This is a genomic window from Cognatishimia sp. (assembly GCF_964229375.1).
Lineage (GTDB): Bacteria > Pseudomonadota > Alphaproteobacteria > Rhodobacterales > Rhodobacteraceae > Cognatishimia.
The window spans coordinates 1-18,952 of sequence record NZ_CAXREH010000153.1; the positions used below are offsets into that span (position 1 = coordinate 1).

The 18,952-nt window shown below is 57.2% G+C and carries 16 protein-coding genes; 12 read left to right on the top strand and 4 right to left on the bottom strand.

Annotated elements, in window-relative coordinates; all coding sequences use genetic code 11:
- Window positions 1-636 (top strand): DUF5928 domain-containing protein (locus ACEQWH_RS11450; protein WP_370230959.1); only part of this gene is annotated, 636 nt, incomplete at its 5' end.
- 178 nt (window positions 637-814) lie between these two features.
- Entirely contained in the window at window positions 815-997 is a 183-nt protein-coding gene (locus ACEQWH_RS11455) for a zinc-finger domain-containing protein (RefSeq protein WP_370230963.1), read from the top strand.
- Window positions 998-1,003: 6 nt separating this feature from the next.
- On the opposite strand, the gene ACEQWH_RS11460 is transcribed toward ACEQWH_RS11455, so the two are convergent.
- The gene (locus tag ACEQWH_RS11460) at window positions 1,004-1,663 is read right to left on the bottom strand and encodes a histidine phosphatase family protein (RefSeq protein ID WP_370230964.1); all 660 of its coding nucleotides are present in this window, start codon (window positions 1,661-1,663) and stop codon (window positions 1,004-1,006) included.
- A 212-nt stretch (window positions 1,664-1,875) separates the two neighbouring features.
- Between ACEQWH_RS11460 and fdhF the strand changes: the two genes are divergently transcribed.
- Window positions 1,876-4,650 carry a formate dehydrogenase subunit alpha gene (fdhF, locus tag ACEQWH_RS11465; RefSeq protein WP_370230965.1) on the top strand — a complete coding sequence of 925 codons (2,775 nt, stop codon included), beginning with the start codon at window positions 1,876-1,878 and terminating at the stop codon, window positions 4,648-4,650.
- Between the two features lie 75 nt (window positions 4,651-4,725).
- Here fdhF and ACEQWH_RS11470 read toward each other — a convergent pair whose 3' ends face one another.
- From ACEQWH_RS11470 to ACEQWH_RS11480, 3 genes are all read right to left on the bottom strand, one after another.
- Window positions 4,726-4,992 (bottom strand): WGR domain-containing protein, encoded by a 267-nt coding sequence (locus ACEQWH_RS11470; RefSeq protein WP_370230966.1) that lies wholly within the window; start codon window positions 4,990-4,992, stop codon window positions 4,726-4,728.
- Window positions 4,993-5,327: 335 nt separating this feature from the next.
- Window positions 5,328-6,032, bottom strand: a complete 705-nt coding sequence (locus ACEQWH_RS11475; RefSeq protein WP_370230968.1) for a response regulator transcription factor — start codon at window positions 6,030-6,032, stop codon at window positions 5,328-5,330.
- Window positions 6,029-7,954: a PAS-domain containing protein gene (locus ACEQWH_RS11480; RefSeq protein WP_370230971.1), complete on the bottom strand. Its 1,926-nt coding sequence runs from the start codon at window positions 7,952-7,954 to the stop codon at window positions 6,029-6,031. Before ACEQWH_RS11480 ends, ACEQWH_RS11475 begins: the two co-directional genes overlap by 4 nt.
- Window positions 7,955-8,157: 203 nt before the next feature.
- Between ACEQWH_RS11480 and ACEQWH_RS11485 the strand changes: the two genes are divergently transcribed.
- The 9 genes from ACEQWH_RS11485 to ACEQWH_RS11525 form a co-directional block, all read left to right on the top strand.
- The gene (locus tag ACEQWH_RS11485; RefSeq protein WP_370230992.1) at window positions 8,158-10,122 is read left to right on the top strand and encodes an AMP-binding protein; all 1,965 of its coding nucleotides are present in this window, start codon (window positions 8,158-8,160) and stop codon (window positions 10,120-10,122) included.
- Between the two features lie 11 nt (window positions 10,123-10,133).
- Complete coding sequence (locus ACEQWH_RS11490; RefSeq protein WP_370230973.1) at window positions 10,134-10,952, top strand: ABC transporter ATP-binding protein; 819 nt, start codon at window positions 10,134-10,136, stop codon at window positions 10,950-10,952.
- 89 nt (window positions 10,953-11,041) lie between these two features.
- A complete protein-coding gene (locus tag ACEQWH_RS11495) occupies window positions 11,042-12,028 on the top strand; it encodes a branched-chain amino acid ABC transporter permease (RefSeq protein WP_370230975.1) in 987 nt (328 codons plus the stop codon).
- Window positions 12,029-12,030: 2 nt separating this feature from the next.
- Window positions 12,031-13,107, top strand: coding sequence for a branched-chain amino acid ABC transporter permease (locus ACEQWH_RS11500; protein WP_370230977.1), 1,077 nt, complete (start codon window positions 12,031-12,033; stop codon window positions 13,105-13,107).
- Between the two features lie 72 nt (window positions 13,108-13,179).
- A complete protein-coding gene (locus ACEQWH_RS11505; protein WP_370230979.1) occupies window positions 13,180-14,460 on the top strand; it encodes an ABC transporter substrate-binding protein in 1,281 nt (426 codons plus the stop codon).
- Between the two features lie 62 nt (window positions 14,461-14,522).
- Window positions 14,523-15,347: an ABC transporter ATP-binding protein gene (locus tag ACEQWH_RS11510; RefSeq protein ID WP_370230982.1), complete on the top strand. Its 825-nt coding sequence runs from the start codon at window positions 14,523-14,525 to the stop codon at window positions 15,345-15,347.
- Window positions 15,348-15,384: 37 nt separating this feature from the next.
- Window positions 15,385-16,608: a phenylacetate--CoA ligase family protein gene (locus ACEQWH_RS11515; protein WP_370230985.1), complete on the top strand. Its 1,224-nt coding sequence runs from the start codon at window positions 15,385-15,387 to the stop codon at window positions 16,606-16,608.
- A gap of 106 nt (window positions 16,609-16,714) precedes the next feature.
- Window positions 16,715-18,334, top strand: a complete 1,620-nt coding sequence (locus tag ACEQWH_RS11520) for a peptidoglycan-binding protein (RefSeq protein ID WP_370230987.1) — start codon at window positions 16,715-16,717, stop codon at window positions 18,332-18,334.
- Between the two features lie 119 nt (window positions 18,335-18,453).
- Window positions 18,454-18,952, top strand: a 499-nt coding sequence (locus ACEQWH_RS11525) for a Hint domain-containing protein (RefSeq protein WP_370230990.1), incomplete at its 3' end; no start/stop codon positions are given.

An 18,952-nucleotide genomic window follows, 5' to 3' on the forward strand; every position in this document is an offset into this window, starting at 1 on the left:
CGGCGCTATGGCAACCGCTTCTGGGAGGTGGAAACAACGCTGGGTCGCGACAGAGAGTTGCTTATCCTCGTCTGTAAGAAATGGCATGTGGCCAAACGCGTTTTGGCAAAGATCAAGCAGGTGACCAATGTTCCTGCGGTCGAGTTTCTGTTTCAGGAAGAAGACACAGAGTTGCCGGATCTCGGCGGCATTCAAAGCACCATTGCAAAACGCCATCGTCATAGGCGCGCCATGCTGCGGATGATGTTTGATTACTTCCAGACCAACCGCATGATCATTTGCATGGATCCGCAGGGCCTTGAGCTGTTGAAGGATTTCTATGCGGACCGCTCGACGACCCGGGCGCTCGAGATCCAGTGCTCCTACAGTGACGACTATCTCAAAGGGCACGCCGCGCGCATTGGGTTGGCTGGGGAAAGCACCCCGCGGGACACTTTTGAGCGGATTTTGCCGACAATTCGTCGCGGCATCGATGATGAAAGCGATGCCATTCGCGATGAACGCTTCGAGAATTATCACTATGTGCGCGAGCAGGATGAATTTGACGCCTTTCTGGATCCTATTCAGGCGTTTCTGTCTGTGTCGCCTGATCAAGCCCGCGAGATCGCAGCGACCCCGCATATGTTCTCGGACTGACCGCAGCCTTTGGCGAGACGTGCCGGAGTACTGCTGACGGACTTCGCCAACTGATTTGCGCCCTGATCCTGCGAAAACCCGCGTCAAAGGGTGGAACGCGCTCTTGCGAGCGCTGCACACTTGCCCCATAGTCCGCGCAAATTGACCTCAGCCATAGAGCCAGCCAAAGGACCGCAAGATGAGCACTGATGCACCAGAGACAATCATCGTGGACAGCTATCGTGTAGCCTGTGACGGTGGCGAAGGCGCTTTGGGACATCCGCGCGTTTATCTGACGATTCCACGCGAGGTCGGATTTGTGGTGTGCCCTTATTGCGGTCGCAAGTACATTCACCGCGACTTTGCCGACAAGCTAAGCTGATCCAGCCTAAAGATGCGTCAGGGCCGTGCGACGCGCGGCCGTGTCCAAATGCGGTGTTGCATTAAACTGCGTCAACATCTGCCGTCCCATGAAGGACTGCCAATGATGCAAAGACGTGTTGTGGATGGCCAGACACATCTGCGCCCAGGCTTCATCGTTTAAGGCCAGCGTGCCGCGTAAAACGGTGCTGATCAGGCCGCCGGATGTGACCACCAACGCAGGGCCATCACCCGCGGCAATATCCTCGACAACGCTTAGGACACGCGTTTCAAAGGAGGAAAACGGCTCGGCCACGTCCTCAAGCTCATCGCGAGACCATGCTGCCAGCACTTTTTCCAGCTGTTTTGCGAACCCTTCACGAGTCGTTGGAACCGGTTCGCCAACTTGCCGTTCATAGGCCTGCGCCAAGGAAAAATATGGAAACTCATTCAGGCGTTCGTCGATTTGGATCGCGCCATACCGCTTAGCGCCCATGCTGGCGGCGGTCTCTTGGTGGCGCTGCATGGATCCACAGAAGACCCGTGTGAAATGCTGGTCGGTTTCGCTCAGATAGTCGCCCAACCAAGAGGCTTGTTGATGGCCAAGCTCTGACAATCTGTCATAGCTTTTTTCGTCTCGCGCTCCGGTGTTTGCCTGCCCGTGGCGCACCAAAATCATCTGGCTCATAGTTGCCTCTCTTTCAGTAAAGTCTGGGTTCTAGAGCAGCGCGCCCTGATCGGAAAGTGAAGTTTCTGTAAAGGCCGGACCATAGCGGATTGGAAACTGTGAGAAATGTGAATTTGATCAGGTGGCGCAAAACGTGTCTCGGCTGTCGGTTAAAGCGTCTAGGAGATGGCATGTTTTAAGCTACGGTATCTGGGAATCTAAGGAGACCCAGCATGTCCGAGCGCATCAAGTTCACAATGGATGGCCAGGAAGTAGAAGCCGAGAAGGGTTTGACGATCTGGGAGATCGCCAATGGCCGAGGTCTGGTGATCCCGCATCTGTGTCACAAACCACAGCCGGGGTATCGCCCTGACGGCAACTGCCGGGCCTGTATGGTCGAGATCGAAGGTGAACGGACCCTTGCGGCCTCTTGCATCCGTGAGCCCAGCGAAGGCATGGTCGTGCACACCAACACCGCGCGCGCCGAAAATGCCCGCAAAATGGTGGTCGAGATGCTGGTCGCCGATCAGCCCGCGCGCGAGGAAAGTCACGACAAATCGAGCCACCTCTGGGATATGGCCGATCTGAACGGCGTGACCGAGTCTCGCTTCCCCAAACTGGAAGAGGGCCGCATTCCGCTGCTTGACGACAGCCACGTCGCGATGAGCGTGAACCTTGATGCCTGTATTTCCTGCGGTCTCTGCGTGCGGGCGTGCCGCGAAGTGCAGGTTAATGATGTGATCGGCATGGCCGGGCGCGGCCACGATGCTTACCCGACCTTTGACATCGCCGATCCGATGGGCGCCTCGACCTGTGTGGCCTGTGGTGAATGTGTGCAGGCGTGCCCGACCGGTGCCTTGATGCCGGCCACCGTAGTGGACGAAAACCAAGTCGGTGACCGCAAGGATTTTGACACGGAAACCGAGTCTGTCTGCCCGTTCTGCGGCGTGGGTTGCAAGGTCAGCCTCAAAGTCAAAGACAATAAGGTCAAATATGTCGAGGGCATCAACGGCCCCGCCAACGAAGGCCGCCTGTGTGTGAAGGGCCGCTTTGGGTTTGACTATATCCACCACAAGCACCGCCTGACCAAACCTCTGATCCGCCGCGATGACGCCCCAGCCAAGGGGCTGAACGTAGACCCCGGCGATCTGTCCACGCACTTCCGCGAAGCCACGTGGGAAGAGGCGATGGACATTGCCGCCAAAGGCCTGATTAAGCTGCGCGACGAGGACCCGAAATCCGTTGCGGGCTTTGGCTCTGCCAAATGCACCAATGAAGAGGCGTACCTCTTCCAGAAGTTCATCCGCCAAGGGTTCAAGCACAACAACGTTGACCACTGCACACGGCTTTGCCACGCGTCCTCTGTTGCGGCCTTGATTGAAAACGTTGGCTCTGGCGCTGTGACCGCGACCTTCAACGAGGTGAAAAACTCGGATGTGGCGATCGTCATCGGCGCGAACCCGATTGAGAACCACCCCGTTGCGGCGACCTATTTCAAACAGTTCACCAAGAATGGTGGCAAGCTGATCGTCATGGATCCACGTGGCGTAGGCCTGCGTCGGTTTGCCGACGAAATGCTGCAATTCCGTCCAGGCGCAGACGTAGCGATGCTGAACTCGATCATGAACGTGATCGTCGAAGAAGAGCTTTACGACAGCCAGTACATCCACCGCTGGACCGAAAACTGGGACGCAGAAAAAGCGCATCTTAAGGATTTCACACCTGAAGCGATGGAAAAGATCTCTGGCATCGCGCCAGATCAGATCCGCCGCGTGGCGCGCACCTTTGCGAATGCCAAAGCGGGTATCATTTTCTGGGGCATGGGCGTCAGCCAGCACATCCACGGCACAGACAATTCCCGCTGCCTGATCAGCCTTGCGCTGATGACCGGCAATGTCGGCAAGCCTGGCGCGGGCCTGCACCCGCTGCGCGGTCAGAACAACGTTCAGGGCGCCTCTGATGCGGGGCTTATTCCGATGTTCCTGCCGGATTATCAGACCGTCACCAGCGACGATGTGCGCCGTTCGTTCACAGACGTCTGGGGTGGCGGAGACTTCAGCAACGAGAAGGGCCTGACCGTCACCGAAATCGTGGATCAGGTTTATGCCGGTAACATCAAGGGTATGTATATCCAGGGTGAAAACCCTGCGATGTCGGACCCGGATGTGGAACACGCGCGCGATGCGTTTGCGAAGCTTGATCTGATGATCGTGCAGGATATCTTCCTGACCGAAACAGCGAACTATGCCGACATCATCCTGCCAGCCTCGGCGCTGTATGAAAAGAACGGCACTGTGTCCAATACCAACCGTCAGGTGCAGCGTGTGCGCCCTGCGGTGACACCTCCGGGCGAAGCGCGCGAAGACTGGGCGATCACGGTCGAGCTGGGCCAGCGCATCGGCCTGCCGTGGGACTACAAAGACGTCTCCGAAGTCTTTGCCGAGATGAAGCTGAACATGGCGTCGCTGAATAATATCACGTGGGAACGGCTTGAAACCGAGACGGTGACATACCCGTCGCTCAGCCCAGAAGATCCAGGTCAGGCGATTGTGTTTGGCGATGGCTTCCCACGCGAAGACGGGCGGGCCAAGTTCACGCCAGCCGCCGTGATCCCACCGGATGAAGCGCCCGATGCGGATTTCCCGATGATCATGACCACGGGCCGTCAGCTGGAACACTGGCACACCGGTTCCATGACACGCCGTTCTCTGGTGCTGGACCATGTGGAACCCGAAGCCAACTGCTCACTGCATCCAAAGACGCTGCGTCGTCTGGGTATCGCGCCGGGCGAGATGCTGCGGTTGTCCACGCGTCGTGGGTCCATCGAGATCATGGCCCGTGCTGACCGCGCGATTGCCGAAGACATGGTGTTTGTCCCATTCGCCTATGTCGAGGCTGCCGCAAACGTTCTGACCAACCCGGCCATCGACCCTTATGGCAAGATCCCAGAGTTCAAATTCTCTGCGGTGAAAGTCGAGAAAATCGAACAACAGATCGCCGCTGAATAGCGACTGATCAAGCCGACAAAAAGAAGACCGATCTGAGAAATCAGGTCGGTCTTTGCGTTTTTAGTGGGTCGTGTTTCAGGTAAGCCAGATCTCGGGCGTTTCTACCTGATAGCCACGTTGAACCGCGTCTTCGCGAAGCCCGTCGGCCAGCTGAGAGGCTTCGCGAAGATTGGCAAAGCTGTGTGTTTCTCTGTGCTTGTGCCCGCCGACGATACCCCATTCGCAGATCACAGCAACATCGTCAAAAAGATCGTACGCGATCTCTACACGGTAGAAACGCGGCGGACTCGAGGGGAGGTGTCTATACAGGAAACACTCTGCCATAGGTTGTTTTTCGCACATCGACGTTGAGAAATCAACAAAATGTTGCGAGAAGGGTCGCGGCGACTAGATATAGGGCCGCAACCATCTTCTGGTAGATAGCGTGTTACGCCGCGCGATTGCCAAAAAGAGCCCCCCGTGGCGTCTGACCCGCGCACGGGGGAGTGGGAGTGTGACGTGAATGCAGACGCTGTCGCGAAACCTTGCACAGTGCGCGCGTCGCACATCGATGAAGCGATACCCAGGAAGAGCGGGATCTGAAACTCCTAGCCGAAAGCCTATCTCGAATAGGCAAAATTGTCTATATATTGCGGATTTTGTCGCGAAATACCGCTTATATTGCGGTTTGTCGGGGGTTAAACCCAGGACACATCGCCCAGAAAAATATAGCCCGCCCCATAGATGGTTTTGATAAGGCGAGGGTTTTTGGGATCTTCCTGCAGCTTGGTGCGCAGCCTGCTGATGCGCACATCCATCGCGCGATCAAAGCTTTCACCAGCCGCGCCACCCAGCATCTCTTGCATCTGAGCGCGGGTGATCAAACGCTTGGGGCTTTCGAGAAACAGCCGCAGCACCTCGCCTTCTGCGTGACTAAATGTGGTCTCGCAGGCGTTCAGATCCTCTAGCACATAGCGGTCAAAATGCGCGGTCCAGCCGTTGAACTCAGCCGTGTTTGAACTGTTCTGAGGCTGTGCACGTCCTGTGCGCAGACGTGCGCGCACACGGGCGACCACTTCGGCGGGGTCAAAGGGTTTGGTAATGTAATCATCGGCCCCTAGTTCCAGTCCGGTGACACGATCCTGCACCTGCGCGCGGCCGGAAATAATGATAACCGCAGCCCCCAGTTCCAGCGCAAGCCGATGCACCAGCGTCAGGCCGTCTTTGTCAGGCAGGCTCAGGTCCACAAGACAGACGTCCGGTGTGAACTTACGCAGGGCCGCTTCAAATTCGGTGGCGCGCCCAAAGCCCATGGTGCGAAATCCGGCGTCCTCAAGGGAATCCGCCAGCACCTGACGTACACCTGCCTCGTCGTCCAGAATGGTTATCAAAGGGGCGCTCATGGCGTGTCCTCGGCGTTGATAAAGGCGGCCAGATCCTTGGCCACAAAGGGTTTGCGCAACACAGGCGCAAGGGCCGCGCCGCGAATGTAGAGGGGGTCATCTTCGAGCAGGCTGGTCATCAAGTACAAGGGCAGGGCGCCATTGACGTTGCGTGCCAAATCGACCCCGGTCGCTGCGCCTTCGAGTTTGATGTCCGACAGAACCAGTGAAATATCCGGCACGTTTTCCAACAGTGCGATGGCCTCTTCGACAAGGGCGGTTTCGATGACTGTATGGCCCTGTTCGGTCAGCATATCGCGGATCGAACCGCGCAGATCCGGGTTGTCTTCGACCAACAGAACCAAACCCGGCGCGCTTGCGTCGCGGGCCCACCGCAAAGGCAGTCTGATCGCAACAGAGGCCCCGCTGCCCGTGTTGGACAGACGCACATCGCCCCCCATCAGTTTGGCCATGTCATATACCATCGGCAGCCCAAGGCCCGAACCCTCAGAGCCTTTGGTGGTGAAAAACGGATCTAACCCTTTGGCGAGCGCGTCGTCGCTAAAGCCGGGCCCATCATCGCGCACTTCAAGACGCAGCCAGATATCCTGCACCACATCGACCGTCAGCGTGATCTGACCACTGCCATTCACCGCGTCGCGCGAATTCAGGATCAGGTTCAAAAGACTGTCCTGCAGAACGCCCGCATCCAACAAAACCGCGCGATTGGGCACGTTGTTTTTGATGACCAGACTAACTTTGCCATTCAGGGCGGGTTTGGCCAGCGACTGAAGGTTCAGCAAAAGATCCCGAATCTGATGGCGGGCCAGTTTAGGCGCACGTTGGCCCGTCATATCCGCTAGTTGGTTTAACAGTGTGCCACCGCGACGCGCGGCGGTCAGGGTTGTGTCCACCAGCTCTCGGGCGGCGGGCGGCAATTCCATTTTGTCCAGCTTGCTTTGGGTGCCGAGGATGATTGTCAGAAGGTTCGAAAAGTCATGCGCCAGGCCGCTCGTCATCTGCGCGGCCAGTTCGCGTCGGCGTGTCTGTTGCAGCGCCGCGCGTGTCTGGGTTTCCTGAGTGATGTCCATCGACAGAATATAGACGCCGCGCCGCTCGCGGGGCTCTCCGTCAGGCGTCAGCGCCACGCGAATTCGGCGTTGGCTTTCTTGATCGGTGAACTCAAACACCGACGGATCGCCGTCAAAAGCCGTCGCGAGATGTGGCTCTAGTCGTGCAAAGGCCGACGCTCCCAGCGTTTCACTGATCAACGTGCCGACAATGTTGCGAGGCCGTCCCGGCATCACCGAGGACAGGCGGCGGTTGGAATAGGTGTACCTGTAATCCGGTCCGATATGCGCGATATGTGCCGGCATCATTTCCGTGGTCAGACGCATGCGCGCTTCCGAGTCCGACACCAGTCGCTTGGCTTCTTCTAACGCGATGACCGTGCTTTCCAGCTGGCGGTTGGTGCTGGCAAGGTCTTCGGAATATTTCAGCAGGGTTTCTGAGAGTTCTTCCGAGCGTCCGCGCAGCAATTCCTCCTGGCGTTTCACCCGTGTGATATCCGTATAAACGGCCACCCAGCCGCCATCCGGTAGCGGAGAGCCCTCGACGCTGATCCAACGCCCGTCCTCGCGTTCGCGTTCCATGTAGTGCGGCTCGAACGCCAACGCGCGATCGACACGCTCTTTCACCAGCGTTTCAATATCGCTGACATCGCCGTATTCGCCCCGCGTCGCGATCACCCGAATGGTTTCCTCAAAGCTCGCGCCGGGCTTCATCAGATGGTCGGGAATTTCAAACATCTCGCGGAACCGCTCGTTGGCGACCACCAGACGCAGCTCGCTGTCATAGATCGACAACGCCTGTTTAATCAGGTTCAGGCCGGCCATGGTCATGGCCTGAATAACGGTTTGCGAAAGCCCAGATCGAGGTGTCATGTGCTCCTCCTGTCTTAGGGCTAACACCGTCTTGCGGGGCTCGGAAAGAGGTTAATGGGCCCTGTTACAATTCGTAAGAATTGAGAAATGATCACGAAAAAGTTGACGTCGAAGTTTTACCCGTCGCCTAATGGACGAGAGGAATCGTCTATTGGACGGCGGACCCGCGCAAGCGGGCTCAGGGAGGAAAAAATTTGTCACAGCTGTCGCAAGCGACGCAGGGGTTGGCTTCAATCCCAGCGCTCTTGAACCGTAACGTCGCGCAATTTGGCGACAAACCGGCGTATCGTGAAAAAGAATTCGGGATCTGGCAAAGCTGGACTTGGGCCGAAGCCGCTGAAGAAATCGAAGCGCTGGCGCTTGGGTTCCTAGAGCTTGGCGTGGCCGAAGGGGACTTCATCGCCATCATCGGTCGCAACCGTCCTTACTTCTACTGGACGATGGTCGCGGCCCAAATGGTCGGGGCGATACCGGTTCCGGTCTATCAGGACTCTGCGGCCGAAGAGATGGCTTATGTTCTTGGCCATTGCGGTGCAAAATACGTTGTCGCCGAGGATCAAGAACAGGTCGACAAGGTCATCGACGTTCAGGATCAGCTGACAGAATTCGACCAGATGATCTATCTGGACCCGCGCGGCATGCGCAAATACGACCACAGCAAATTGCATCAGTTCAGCGCACTTCAGGACCAAGGCCGCTCTGCCAAGGACAAGCATTCTGCGGACATTCAGGCCCGCGTGGATGCGCTGACCTATGACAGCACATGCGTGATGCTTTATACCTCGGGTACAACGGGCAAACCCAAAGGCGTTGTCCTCAGCAATCGCAACATCATCGAAAGCGCAAAGAACGCCTGCGAGTTCGACAAGCTGGGCGCGGATGAGGAAATTCTGGCCTATCTGCCAATGGCTTGGGTCGGGGATTTCATCTTTTCGATCGGGCAGGCGTACTGGAGCGGGTTCTGCACGAACTGCCCGGAAAGCGCCGAAACGATGATGACCGATCTGCGCGAGATCGGGCCAACCTATTACTTCGCCCCGCCGCGCGTGTTTGAGAACCAGCTGACAAACGTCATGATCCGTATGGAAGATGCTGGTCAGCTCAAACGGTGGCTGTTCAAACGCTTTATGGCGCACGCCAAAAAGGTGGGGGGGCAAATTCTGGATGGCGGCGATGTGTCGGCCAGCGACCGCCTGATGTATGCGCTTGGCAATGCCTTGGTTTATGGACCCTTGAAGGACACCTTGGGGTTCGGGCGAGTTCGCGTCGGCTATACCGCGGGCGAGGCCATCGGGCCGGAAATTTTCGAGTTTTACCGCAGTCTGGGCATCAACCTGAAACAGCTTTATGGCCAAACCGAAGCCTCGGTGTTTATCACGCTTCAGCCGGACGGCGAAGTGCGTGCCGATACCGTGGGCGTGCCGGCCCCGGACGTCGAGATCAAAATCGACGACAAAGGCGAGATCTTTTACCGCTCGCCGGGCGTTTTCGTGGAATACTACAAGAACGCCGACTCGACGGCTTCGACCAAAGACGGAGAGGGCTGGGTCGCCACTGGTGATGCGGGCTTCTTTGAGGAAAACACTGGCCACCTGCGCATTATCGACCGCGCCAAGGATGTCGGTCAGATGGCTGATGGTGCGATGTTTGCGCCGAAATATGTCGAGAACAAACTGAAGTTTTACCCAGACATCCTAGAGGCGGTGCTGTTTGGCAGCGGGCGGGATCGCTGTGTTGCCTTTATCAATATCGACCTGACCGCCGTCGGGAACTGGGCTGAACGCAACAACATCGCTTATGCGTCCTATCAGGAACTGGCAGGGCACCCGCGCGTCTTGGATACGATCCAGCAACATGTTGAAACCGTGAACAAATCCGTTGCCGAAGACCCGATGTTGTCAGGCTGTCAGATCCACCGGTTCCTGGTTTTGCACAAAGAGCTGGATGCCGATGACGGCGAAATGACCCGCACCCGCAAAGTGCGCCGCGCCATTGTTGCGGATAAGTTCAAAGATCTGGTGGATGCGCTTTATGACGGATCTGCCGAGGTCTCTACCACGACAGAAGTGACCTATGAAGACGGCCGCAAGGGCGCCATCAGCGCAACGCTCAGCCTGCGTGATGCCGCCGTGGTGCCCACCGCCGCACATAAAGTCGCGGCAGAGTAAGGAGGGGGCAGATGCTAGATCATTCCGAAAGTTATGTGACCGAGGATGGCCGCACCATTGGTGGCGTCGTCATGGAAATGAAGAACATCACCCTGCGGTTTGGTGGTGTCGTGGCGATCAAGGACATTTCCTTTGATATTCGCGAAGGCGAAATCCGCGCGATCATTGGGCCAAACGGGGCCGGAAAATCCTCGATGCTGAATGTGATCTCTGGGTTCTATAACCCGCAAGAAGGGGATGTGTACTACAAAGGCGCACTGCGCCCTCCGATGAAACCCTATCAGGTCGCACGGCTGGGCATTGCCCGCACGTTCCAGAACATTGCCTTGTTCGAAGGGATGACCGTTCTGGATAACATCATGACGGGTCGTCTGAACCACATGAAAGCGGGGCTTTTTGCGCAAGCTTTGTGGAAGGGCAAGGCCGAGGCCGAAGAGGTCGCCAACCGCGAAGTCGTTGAAAAGATCATCGACTTTCTAGAGATCCAATCCATCCGCAAAACTCCGGTGGGCCGTCTGCCTTATGGTTTGAAGAAGCGGGTCGAACTGGCGCGCGCGCTTGCGGCAGAGCCATCCATCCTGTTGCTCGATGAACCGATGGCGGGGATGAACGTGGAAGAAAAAGAGGACATGAGCCGCTTTATTCTGGATGTGAATGATGAGTTTGGCACCACGATTGCGCTGATTGAGCACGATATGGGTGTTGTCATGGACCTGAGCGACCGTGTGGTCGTGATGGATTACGGCAAAAAGATCGGTGACGGAACGCCCGATGAAGTGCGCAACAATCAGGCTGTTATCGACGCCTATCTGGGGGTGTCACATGATTGATTTCGCACAACGTGAACCGGAATTTTCGACAAATTCCGACGCGAATTCTTTGAGAGAATTCGGCCGCTTGGCTGCAAAAGGAGGCACCTATGTCTGATACCTTTATCTTTGGCATGGAAGTCTTTCTCAACGGCCTGATGGCCGGGGTGCTTTATGCCCTTGTCGCGCTTGGGTTTGTTTTGATCTACAAAGCCTCGGGCATCTTTAACTATGCACAGGGCGTCATGGCCTTGTTTGCCGCAATGACGCTGGTCGGGATTATGGAGGGGCGTGTGCCCTTCGCGCACCTGATCAATGCGCTGTTTGGCACACAAATTCACCACTTTGGCTGGCACCTGCCGGCGGTCTTTGGGATTATCTTTACAGTGGTCGCGATGGCTGGTTTTGCTTGGTGTGTTCAGAAGTTCATTTTCCGCCATCTGGTCGGACAAGAGCCGATTATCCTGTTTATGGCAACGATCGGCCTGGCCTACTTCCTCGAAGGGTTTGGGGACCTGATGTGGGGATCTGACATCAAGAAGCTGGATGTTGGGTTGCCGCAAGGCATCAACCTTTTGATCGACGAGACCACATTTGGCTGGTTCGGCTATGGCTTCTTCATCGACAACCTCGACATCGTGGCAACCGTCATTGCCGCACTTCTGGTGATCTCGCTGATTATCTTTGCGCAATACACCAAACAGGGGCGCGCGATGCGGGCGGTGGCCGATGATCACCAAGCGGCGCTGTCTGTTGGTATTTCGCTGAACTTCATCTGGGTGATGGTCTGGTCGCTTGCAGGGTTTGTTGCGCTGGTTGCGGGCATCATGTGGGGCACCAAATCAGGCGTGCAGTTCTCTCTGTCGCTGATTGCTTTGAAAGCCCTGCCGGTTCTGATGCTTGGCGGCTTTACATCTATCCCAGGCGCCATTGTGGGCGGTCTGATCATCGGTGTCGGTGAGAAGATGTTTGAATTCCTCGTCGGCCCTCTGGTGGGCGGCGCAACAGAGAACTGGTTCGCCTATGTGCTGGCGCTTTTGTTCCTCGTCTTTAGGCCACAGGGCCTCTTCGGCGAAAAAATTATCGAGAGGGTCTGAGCATGTTCTATCGCGAAGCCGGTGATTTCAAAACCACCTACAAAGACGACAACCAGACCTTTCCGATCAAGTTTGATCGTTATCGGTACTATGCGGTGATGTTTGCGGCCTTTGCCGTCATCCCCTTCCTGATCAACGACTATTGGGTCAACGCGATCTTCCTGCCGTTCCTGATCTATGCGATTGCCGCGATCGGTCTGAATATCCTTGTGGGCTATTGCGGTCAGGTCAGCCTTGGAACGGGTGGGTTCATGGCTGTGGGCGCTTACGCTTGCTACAAGCTGATGACCGGATTTCCTGACATCAACCTGTTCTTCCACATCATCATCTCTGGTGGGATCACGGCCTTTGTCTGCGTTCTGTTTGGCCTGCCATCTCTGCGGATCAAAGGGTTCTATCTGGCGGTGGCGACTTTGGCGGCGCAGTTCTTCCTTGTGTGGCTCTTTAACCGGGTGCCGTGGTTCTACAACAACTCGGCGTCTGGCCAGATCAACGCGCCAGAGCGCAGCCTGTTTGACATCACCATCACCGGTCCAAACGCGGACGCCTGGGCGAAATACTTGTTCTGTCTGGTGTTTGTGACAGTTCTGGCGCTGATTGCACGCAACCTGACGCGCGGCACGATTGGCCGGACCTGGATGGCGATCCGCGACATGGATATTGCGGCGGAAATCATCGGGGTTAACCCGCTGAAAGCCAAGATCTCGGCCTTTGCAGTGTCTGGCTTCTTTGTTGGGGTGTCTGGCGCGCTGTTCTTCTCTGTCTATCTGGGTGCGGTCGAAGTGGGCGAAGTCTTTGGCATCAACAAAAGCTTCCTCGTTCTCTTTATGATTATCATCGGCGGCTTGGGCTCGATCTTTGGCAGTTTTGCCGGCGCAGCCTTCCTCGTCTTGCTGCCTGTTTTCCTTAAAAACGTGCTGGTTGGAGGGCTTGGATGGCCCACCGATCTGGCAGCACACCTCGAATTCCTGATCATCGGAGCACTGATTGTGATCTTCTTGATCGCGGAACCCCATGGCCTCGCCCAGCTCTGGCGCGTCGCCAAGGAAAAACTACGGCTCTGGCCCTTCCCGCACTAGGCGGGGCCAGGCTGAAAAGGCGGGAAGAACCCGCCGCCTAATCATGGGTCAACCAATGGGAGGAGACACCCTATGAAGAAATTAGCAACATTGGCAGTCGGCGCCGTGATGGCGGCGGGACCGGTCATGGCGGATCTGGTATTTCCGTCGCTCAGCTACCGGACAGGTCCATACGCGGCGGGCGGTATTCCCTTCGCGGACGGCTATGCAGATTACTTTACGCTTCTGAACGAGCGCGACGGTGGTATCGGTGGCGTGGCAACACGTCTGCTGGAATGCGAAACCGGCTATAACACCGAAAAAGGCGTTGAATGCTATGAGGCCACCAAGGGCGAAGGCTCTTTGGTCTATCAACCACTGTCCACAGGCATCACGTACCAGCTGATCCCGAAAGTGACTGCGGATGACATTCCTCTGCACACGATGGGCTATGGCCGGACTTCTGCGGCAAATGGCGACGTGTTCAGCCACACGTTCAACTATCCAGGCAACTACTGGAACGGTGCCTCTGGTGCGGTGAACTACCTGCTGGATAGCAACGGTGGCGATCTGTCTGGCAAGAAAATCGCGCTGGTCTATCACAACTCTGCTTACGGCAAAGAGCCGATCCGGACCCTGGAAGAACTGTCCTCCAAGCACGGGTTTGACCTGAGCCTGCTGCCAGTGGATCACCCTGGTCAAGAACAGAAATCTCAGTGGCTTCAGATCCGTCGTGATCGTCCTGACTTTGTCCTGATGTGGGGCTGGGGCGTGATGAACCAAGTGGCCATTCAGGAAGCGGCAAACATCCGTTTCCCAATGGAAAACTTCATCGGCATCTGGTGGTCCGGTGCAGAGCATGACGTTCTGCCAGCGGGCGACAAGGCCAATGGCTATAAGGCGCTGACCTTCCACAACGTGGGCCGCGACTTCCCTATCTTTGACGACATCCAGAAATATGTTGTGGAGACAGGTAAGGCTGCTGGCGCAGGCGATCAGATCGGCAACGTGCTGTACAACCGCGGTATGTACGCGGCGATGCTTGCAGCCGAAGCTGTGAAGACGGCTCAGGCGATCCACGGTGTTGCTGACATCACCCCTGCGATGATGCGCGACGGTATGGAAGCCCTGGAAATGACCGAAGAGAAAATGGTCGGTCTGGGTATGCCAAACTTTGGTCCAAGCTTCTCTGTGTCCTGTGAAAACCACGGTGGCCCAGGTCTGGTGGGCGTGACCCAGTGGGATGCGAGCGCGCAGACTTGGTCTTTGATCTCTGACTTCGCGCCAACCGATGGTGACGTGATCGGAGCCCTGGTTGAGGCAGACAGCTCTGCATACGCAGCTGAAAACAACATCGGCTCCAACTGCAGCTAAGTGAATTTGCCCCGGCCTGCGCGTTTGGGCCGGGGCATCACTCTTACAAGGAATTCAAACTCATGCTGGATGCGGCCCCACAAGATGAGACCCTGCTAGAGGTCAACAACATCGAAGTGATCTACAACCACGTGATCCTCGTTCTGAAAGGTGTCAGCCTGTCCGTGCCCAAAGGTGGGATCACCGCTTTGCTGGGCGGGAATGGCGCAGGTAAGACGACCACGCTTAAGGCGGTCAGCAACCTGCTGCACTCTGAACGCGGAGAGGTCACCAAAGGTCAGATCACCTATCGCGGCGACCGCATTCAGGATCTGGATCCGGCGGCTTTGGTGAAGCGCGGGGTCATTCAGGTGATGGAAGGGCGTCACTGTTTTGAGCACCTGACGGTCGAAGAAAACCTGATGACTGGCGCCTATACACGCAGCGCTTCGAGCGCAGAGCTGCAGCAAGACCTAGAGATGGTCTACACCTATTTCCCACGTCTGAAAGAGCGGCGCAAAAGTCAGGCGGGTTACACCTCTGGCGGCGAGCAACAGATGCTGGCATTGGGCCGCGCTTTGATGAGCCGTCCCGAAACCATTCTGCTTGATGAGCCCTCGATGGGCCTTGCGCCGCAACTGGTGGAACAGATCTTTGAGATCGTAAAATCCGTGAACGAGAACGAAGGCGTGACTTTTCTTCTGGCGGAACAGAACACCAATGTGGCGCTGCGCTTTGCCCACTATGGCTATATTCTTGAATCAGGGCGCGTGGTCATGGATGGCCCAGCGGCTGAACTGCGTGAAAACCCTGACGTGAAAGAATTTTATCTTGGCATGTCAGACGAAGGGCGAAAGTCGTTTCGGGACGTGCGCTCCTACCGGAGGCGGAAACGCTGGCTGAGCTAAGCCAGTTTCACCGCAACCCTGACCAATAGGAGACACCATGAGCCGCTATTTCGATGCCCTAGAGACCCGAACCGCAGACCAGCGTGCCAATGACCTGTCGATGGCCCTGCCGCAACAGATCGCGCGGGCCAAGGTTCTGTCGGGGTACGCGGCACGGTTTGCACAGGTTAGCCCGGCCAATGTGACCAGTGCAGCGGCCTTGGCAAAACTGCCAGTTCTGCGCAAGTCGGACTTGGTGCAGGCCCAGTCTGAGCGCCCTCCGCTGGGCGGTTTCAACGCAATTCCCGTGACCGAGTTTGCGCATATCTTTCAGTCTCCGGGACCGATCTATGAGCCAGGCGGTCGTACGCGCGACTGGTGGCGCATGGGCCGTTTCCTGCATGCCTGCGGCGTTGGCGAGCAGGATGTTGTGCAGAACTGTTTTGGTTACCACCTGACACCTGCCGGTATGATTTTTGAAAACGGTGCGCGGGCTGTAGGGGCGACGGTGCTGCCAGCGGGCACGGGTCAAACCGAACTGCAAGTTTCGGCTGCGGCGGCAATGGGCGTGACGGCCTATGCCGGAACACCTGATTATCTGAAGGTGATTTTGGACAAAGCCAAGGCCATGGGTGTCTCGTTGTCGATCAGCAAGGCGGTCGTTGGTGGAGGGGCGCTGTTTCCAAGTCTGCGTCAGGAATACGCGGATCAGGGGATCACCTGTCTGCAAAGCTATGCGACGGCCGATCTGGGCAACATTGCCTATGAAACCGAGGCCATGGAGGGCATGATCGTGGACGAAGGCGTGATCGTCGAGATCGTCACGCCTGGCACCGGCAACCCCGTTGCGCCCGGCGAGGTGGGCGAGGTTGTGGTCACGACCCTTAATCCCGACTATCCGTTGATCCGGTTCGCCACGGGCGACATGTCCGCCATCCTGCCGGGCGAAAGCCCCTGCGGACGCACCAATATGCGGATCAAAGGCTGGATGGGACGCGCGGACCAAACCACCAAGATCAAGGGCATGTTTGTCAGGCCGGAACAGGTGGCTGCGCTGGTTGAAAAACACGAAGACGTTCGACGCGCCCGCGTGATCGCATCGCGCGATCAGGAAATGGACGTGATGACCGTTCAGATCGAAACCGAAGCTCAGAACGCGGACCTCTATGCCGAGAGCGTGGCAAGTGTGCTGAAGCTGCGCGGCAAGATCGAATTGGTGGCTCCGGGCACACTGCCAAACGATGGTTTGGTGATCGAGGACCAACGCAGCTACGACGGTTAAACCTGTCTGACTCCACATGCGGTCGACGCAAGAACCTTCCCAAACGCGCGATTCTGGCGCAGACTGGGGTGGGGATGCATGCAAACGCATGTAAGGAGTTCTATTTATGCGTATGAAGTGGGCGGCCGTTGCCGCAATGATTACTGCGGTGCTGGCCTCTGCCGTCAGCGCCAAAGATCGCGCTCTGATCGTGGATCTAAGCAATTATAAACATCTGACGGATCTGCCCAGTGACGGGCGGATTAACGCGATCCGGTCGCGCCTGATTTCCGAAGGCTTCGAAGTGGATCGGCTGGACAATCCGACCTTGTCGCGGATGCGGGCAGCGGTGTTCGCGTTAGAAGCCGCGACACAGGGTGACCCGGGACGTACGGTTGTCGTCCTGCGTGGACATATTGTGCATGATGGTACGCGTACATGGATAATGTCGCAGGGCGGTCGAACGCCAGACCGCTATGATCTGGGCAGCAAGGCGCTGCCTCTTTATTTGCTCGACCGCGCGCTGGGCGCGTCAGCGGGCAGTGCAGTTCTGGCCATGGTGCCAAGCCCGCGTCCGATCGAGGGGCTGGTTGACCTTGAAAACGGCGTGGGAGCGATCGACCTGCCACAGGGTGTGACGTCGGTTTCCGGGTCATCGCGCCAAGTTCAACGCGCCCTCAACGCCTTGTTGCAGCCAGGCTCTTTGACCTCAGACCTAGAGCGCACCGGCGTGACGGTTGGTGGTTTTCAGTCGGCGACAACGGCGTTCACAGAGGCGGAAAGCGAGCCACCTGAAGACATCGGCGAGCTGGCTTATTGGAGCGCTGTGCGCGACATCGGCACGCCAGAGGCCTATGACGCCTACCTAAACCGCTATCCAGATGGTCTGTTCGCGGAACAAGCCGCGGATGTGATTTTGGGTACCGAACAGGATCGCGAAACTGCCATCAAACAGGCAGAAGCCGACTTGCGCCTCAACCGCTCTAAGCGGCAAGAGATCCAGCGCTCTTTGGCTTTGCTCGGCTATGATCCTCGTGGCATCGACGGGGTCTTTGGCCCCGCAACACGGCGGGCGATTGTGGCGTGGCAGGAAGACAACCGGCTTGAGCCGCATGGGTTCCTTGATCGCGATCAGCTGTCTTTGCTAACAGAGGTTGCCGCGCGTCGGGCCGCTGAGCTTGAAGAAGAAGCGCGCCGCCGTCGTCTGATCGAAGAAGCCCGCGATCGCGCCTATTGGAATTCCACCGGCATCAGTGGGCTGGAAGAAGATTACCGGCTGTATCTCAACCGCTATCCAGACGGGATCTTCGCGGATATCGCAAGAGACGGCATCGCTGATTTCGAAGCGGAACGCCGTGCAGAACTGAGCGGGCGTGAACGCGCAGCCTGGGATCGGGCCGAGGCCGAGAACACCATCGAAGCCTATGAGGATTTCCTGGCGGATTATCCTGATGGTGCCTTCGCTGAAACCGCAAGCGCGCGCGTTGCGGATCTGAAAGAAGAGGCGCGGTCCGAAGAACTGAGAGCCCAGTTTGGCGCAACAGAGAACGCGGTCGCCCGCAACTCTGCCACCCGGCTTTTGATCGAAGGTCGACTGTCCGGCCTTGGGCTGGACCCCGGCACAGTGGACGGGAATTTCGACAAAGCCACCCGTCGGGCAATCCGTCGGTTCCAGAAAGCACGCGGTTTGAACGTTACCGGCTATATCGATCAGCCTACAATGGTGAGGTTACTGTTGGGCGGCTAGGTTCTATCTAGGGTTGTAAGTTATTGTCACGCCTCGATTTTCCGGTCGGGGCGTGATAGTTTTCCGCGCAACGATACAAAGAGCCCGGAAATTCGGGCCGGTAGAGCAAGAGAGCAGCTATGCCATCCTCCTATACCGATCAGTTTTGGCTGATTGATCCCTTTGCGCCGCCGTCTTCGGGCAGCTCGCTAGATGTGTTCACCTTCGACATGGTCGATGCCGATGATGACGGCGATATCGGTCGTAACGGTGGCGACAGCATCGATAGCAGCGATGTCATTCGCGCCTATCCGGGGGATACGGTCACGGTCAGCTGGCCCGATGGATCCCAATCTACGGTAACCGGGACCACTCTTTATTTGGCTGACGGCCGCGAGGTTTTTACCCCTACGGATGGATCGGTGCTGAATGATGCAACGCTTGTATCCACCACATTTGTCAGCAGCTCGGGGTCTTTGGATGTGGATCTGCTTGGGCCGGCCTGTCTTGTGGCGGGCACCCAAGTGGCAACACCACACGGGCCGCGTGCGGTAGATGCGCTGACTGAAGGGGATCTTGTCTGCGCCGCGGACGGCCGCGTTCTGAAGCTGCGGGGGGTGATGTCCACAACGGTCAGTG

Excerpts from the sequence above, each read along its gene's own strand:
- ACEQWH_RS11495 (WP_370230975.1), top strand. The coding sequence starts at position 11,042 with ATGTCTGATACCTTTATCTTTGGCATGGAAGTCTTTCTCAACGGCCTG.
- ACEQWH_RS11480 (WP_370230971.1), bottom strand. The coding sequence starts at position 7,954 with ATGACACCTCGATCTGGGCTTTCGCAAACCGTTATTCAGGCCATGACC.
- ACEQWH_RS11505 (WP_370230979.1), top strand. The coding sequence starts at position 13,180 with ATGAAGAAATTAGCAACATTGGCAGTCGGCGCCGTGATGGCGGCGGGA.
- ACEQWH_RS11520 (WP_370230987.1), top strand. The coding sequence starts at position 16,715 with ATGCGTATGAAGTGGGCGGCCGTTGCCGCAATGATTACTGCGGTGCTG.
- ACEQWH_RS11470 (WP_370230966.1), bottom strand. The coding sequence starts at position 4,992 with ATGTGCGAAAAACAACCTATGGCAGAGTGTTTCCTGTATAGACACCTC.
- ACEQWH_RS11500 (WP_370230977.1), top strand. The coding sequence starts at position 12,031 with ATGTTCTATCGCGAAGCCGGTGATTTCAAAACCACCTACAAAGACGAC.
- fdhF (WP_370230965.1), top strand. The coding sequence starts at position 1,876 with ATGTCCGAGCGCATCAAGTTCACAATGGATGGCCAGGAAGTAGAAGCC.
- ACEQWH_RS11455 (WP_370230963.1), top strand. The coding sequence starts at position 815 with ATGAGCACTGATGCACCAGAGACAATCATCGTGGACAGCTATCGTGTA.
- ACEQWH_RS11475 (WP_370230968.1), bottom strand. The coding sequence starts at position 6,032 with ATGAGCGCCCCTTTGATAACCATTCTGGACGACGAGGCAGGTGTACGT.
- ACEQWH_RS11510 (WP_370230982.1), top strand. The coding sequence starts at position 14,523 with ATGCTGGATGCGGCCCCACAAGATGAGACCCTGCTAGAGGTCAACAAC.
- ACEQWH_RS11460 (WP_370230964.1), bottom strand. The coding sequence starts at position 1,663 with ATGAGCCAGATGATTTTGGTGCGCCACGGGCAGGCAAACACCGGAGCG.
- ACEQWH_RS11490 (WP_370230973.1), top strand. The coding sequence starts at position 10,134 with ATGCTAGATCATTCCGAAAGTTATGTGACCGAGGATGGCCGCACCATT.
- ACEQWH_RS11515 (WP_370230985.1), top strand. The coding sequence starts at position 15,385 with ATGAGCCGCTATTTCGATGCCCTAGAGACCCGAACCGCAGACCAGCGT.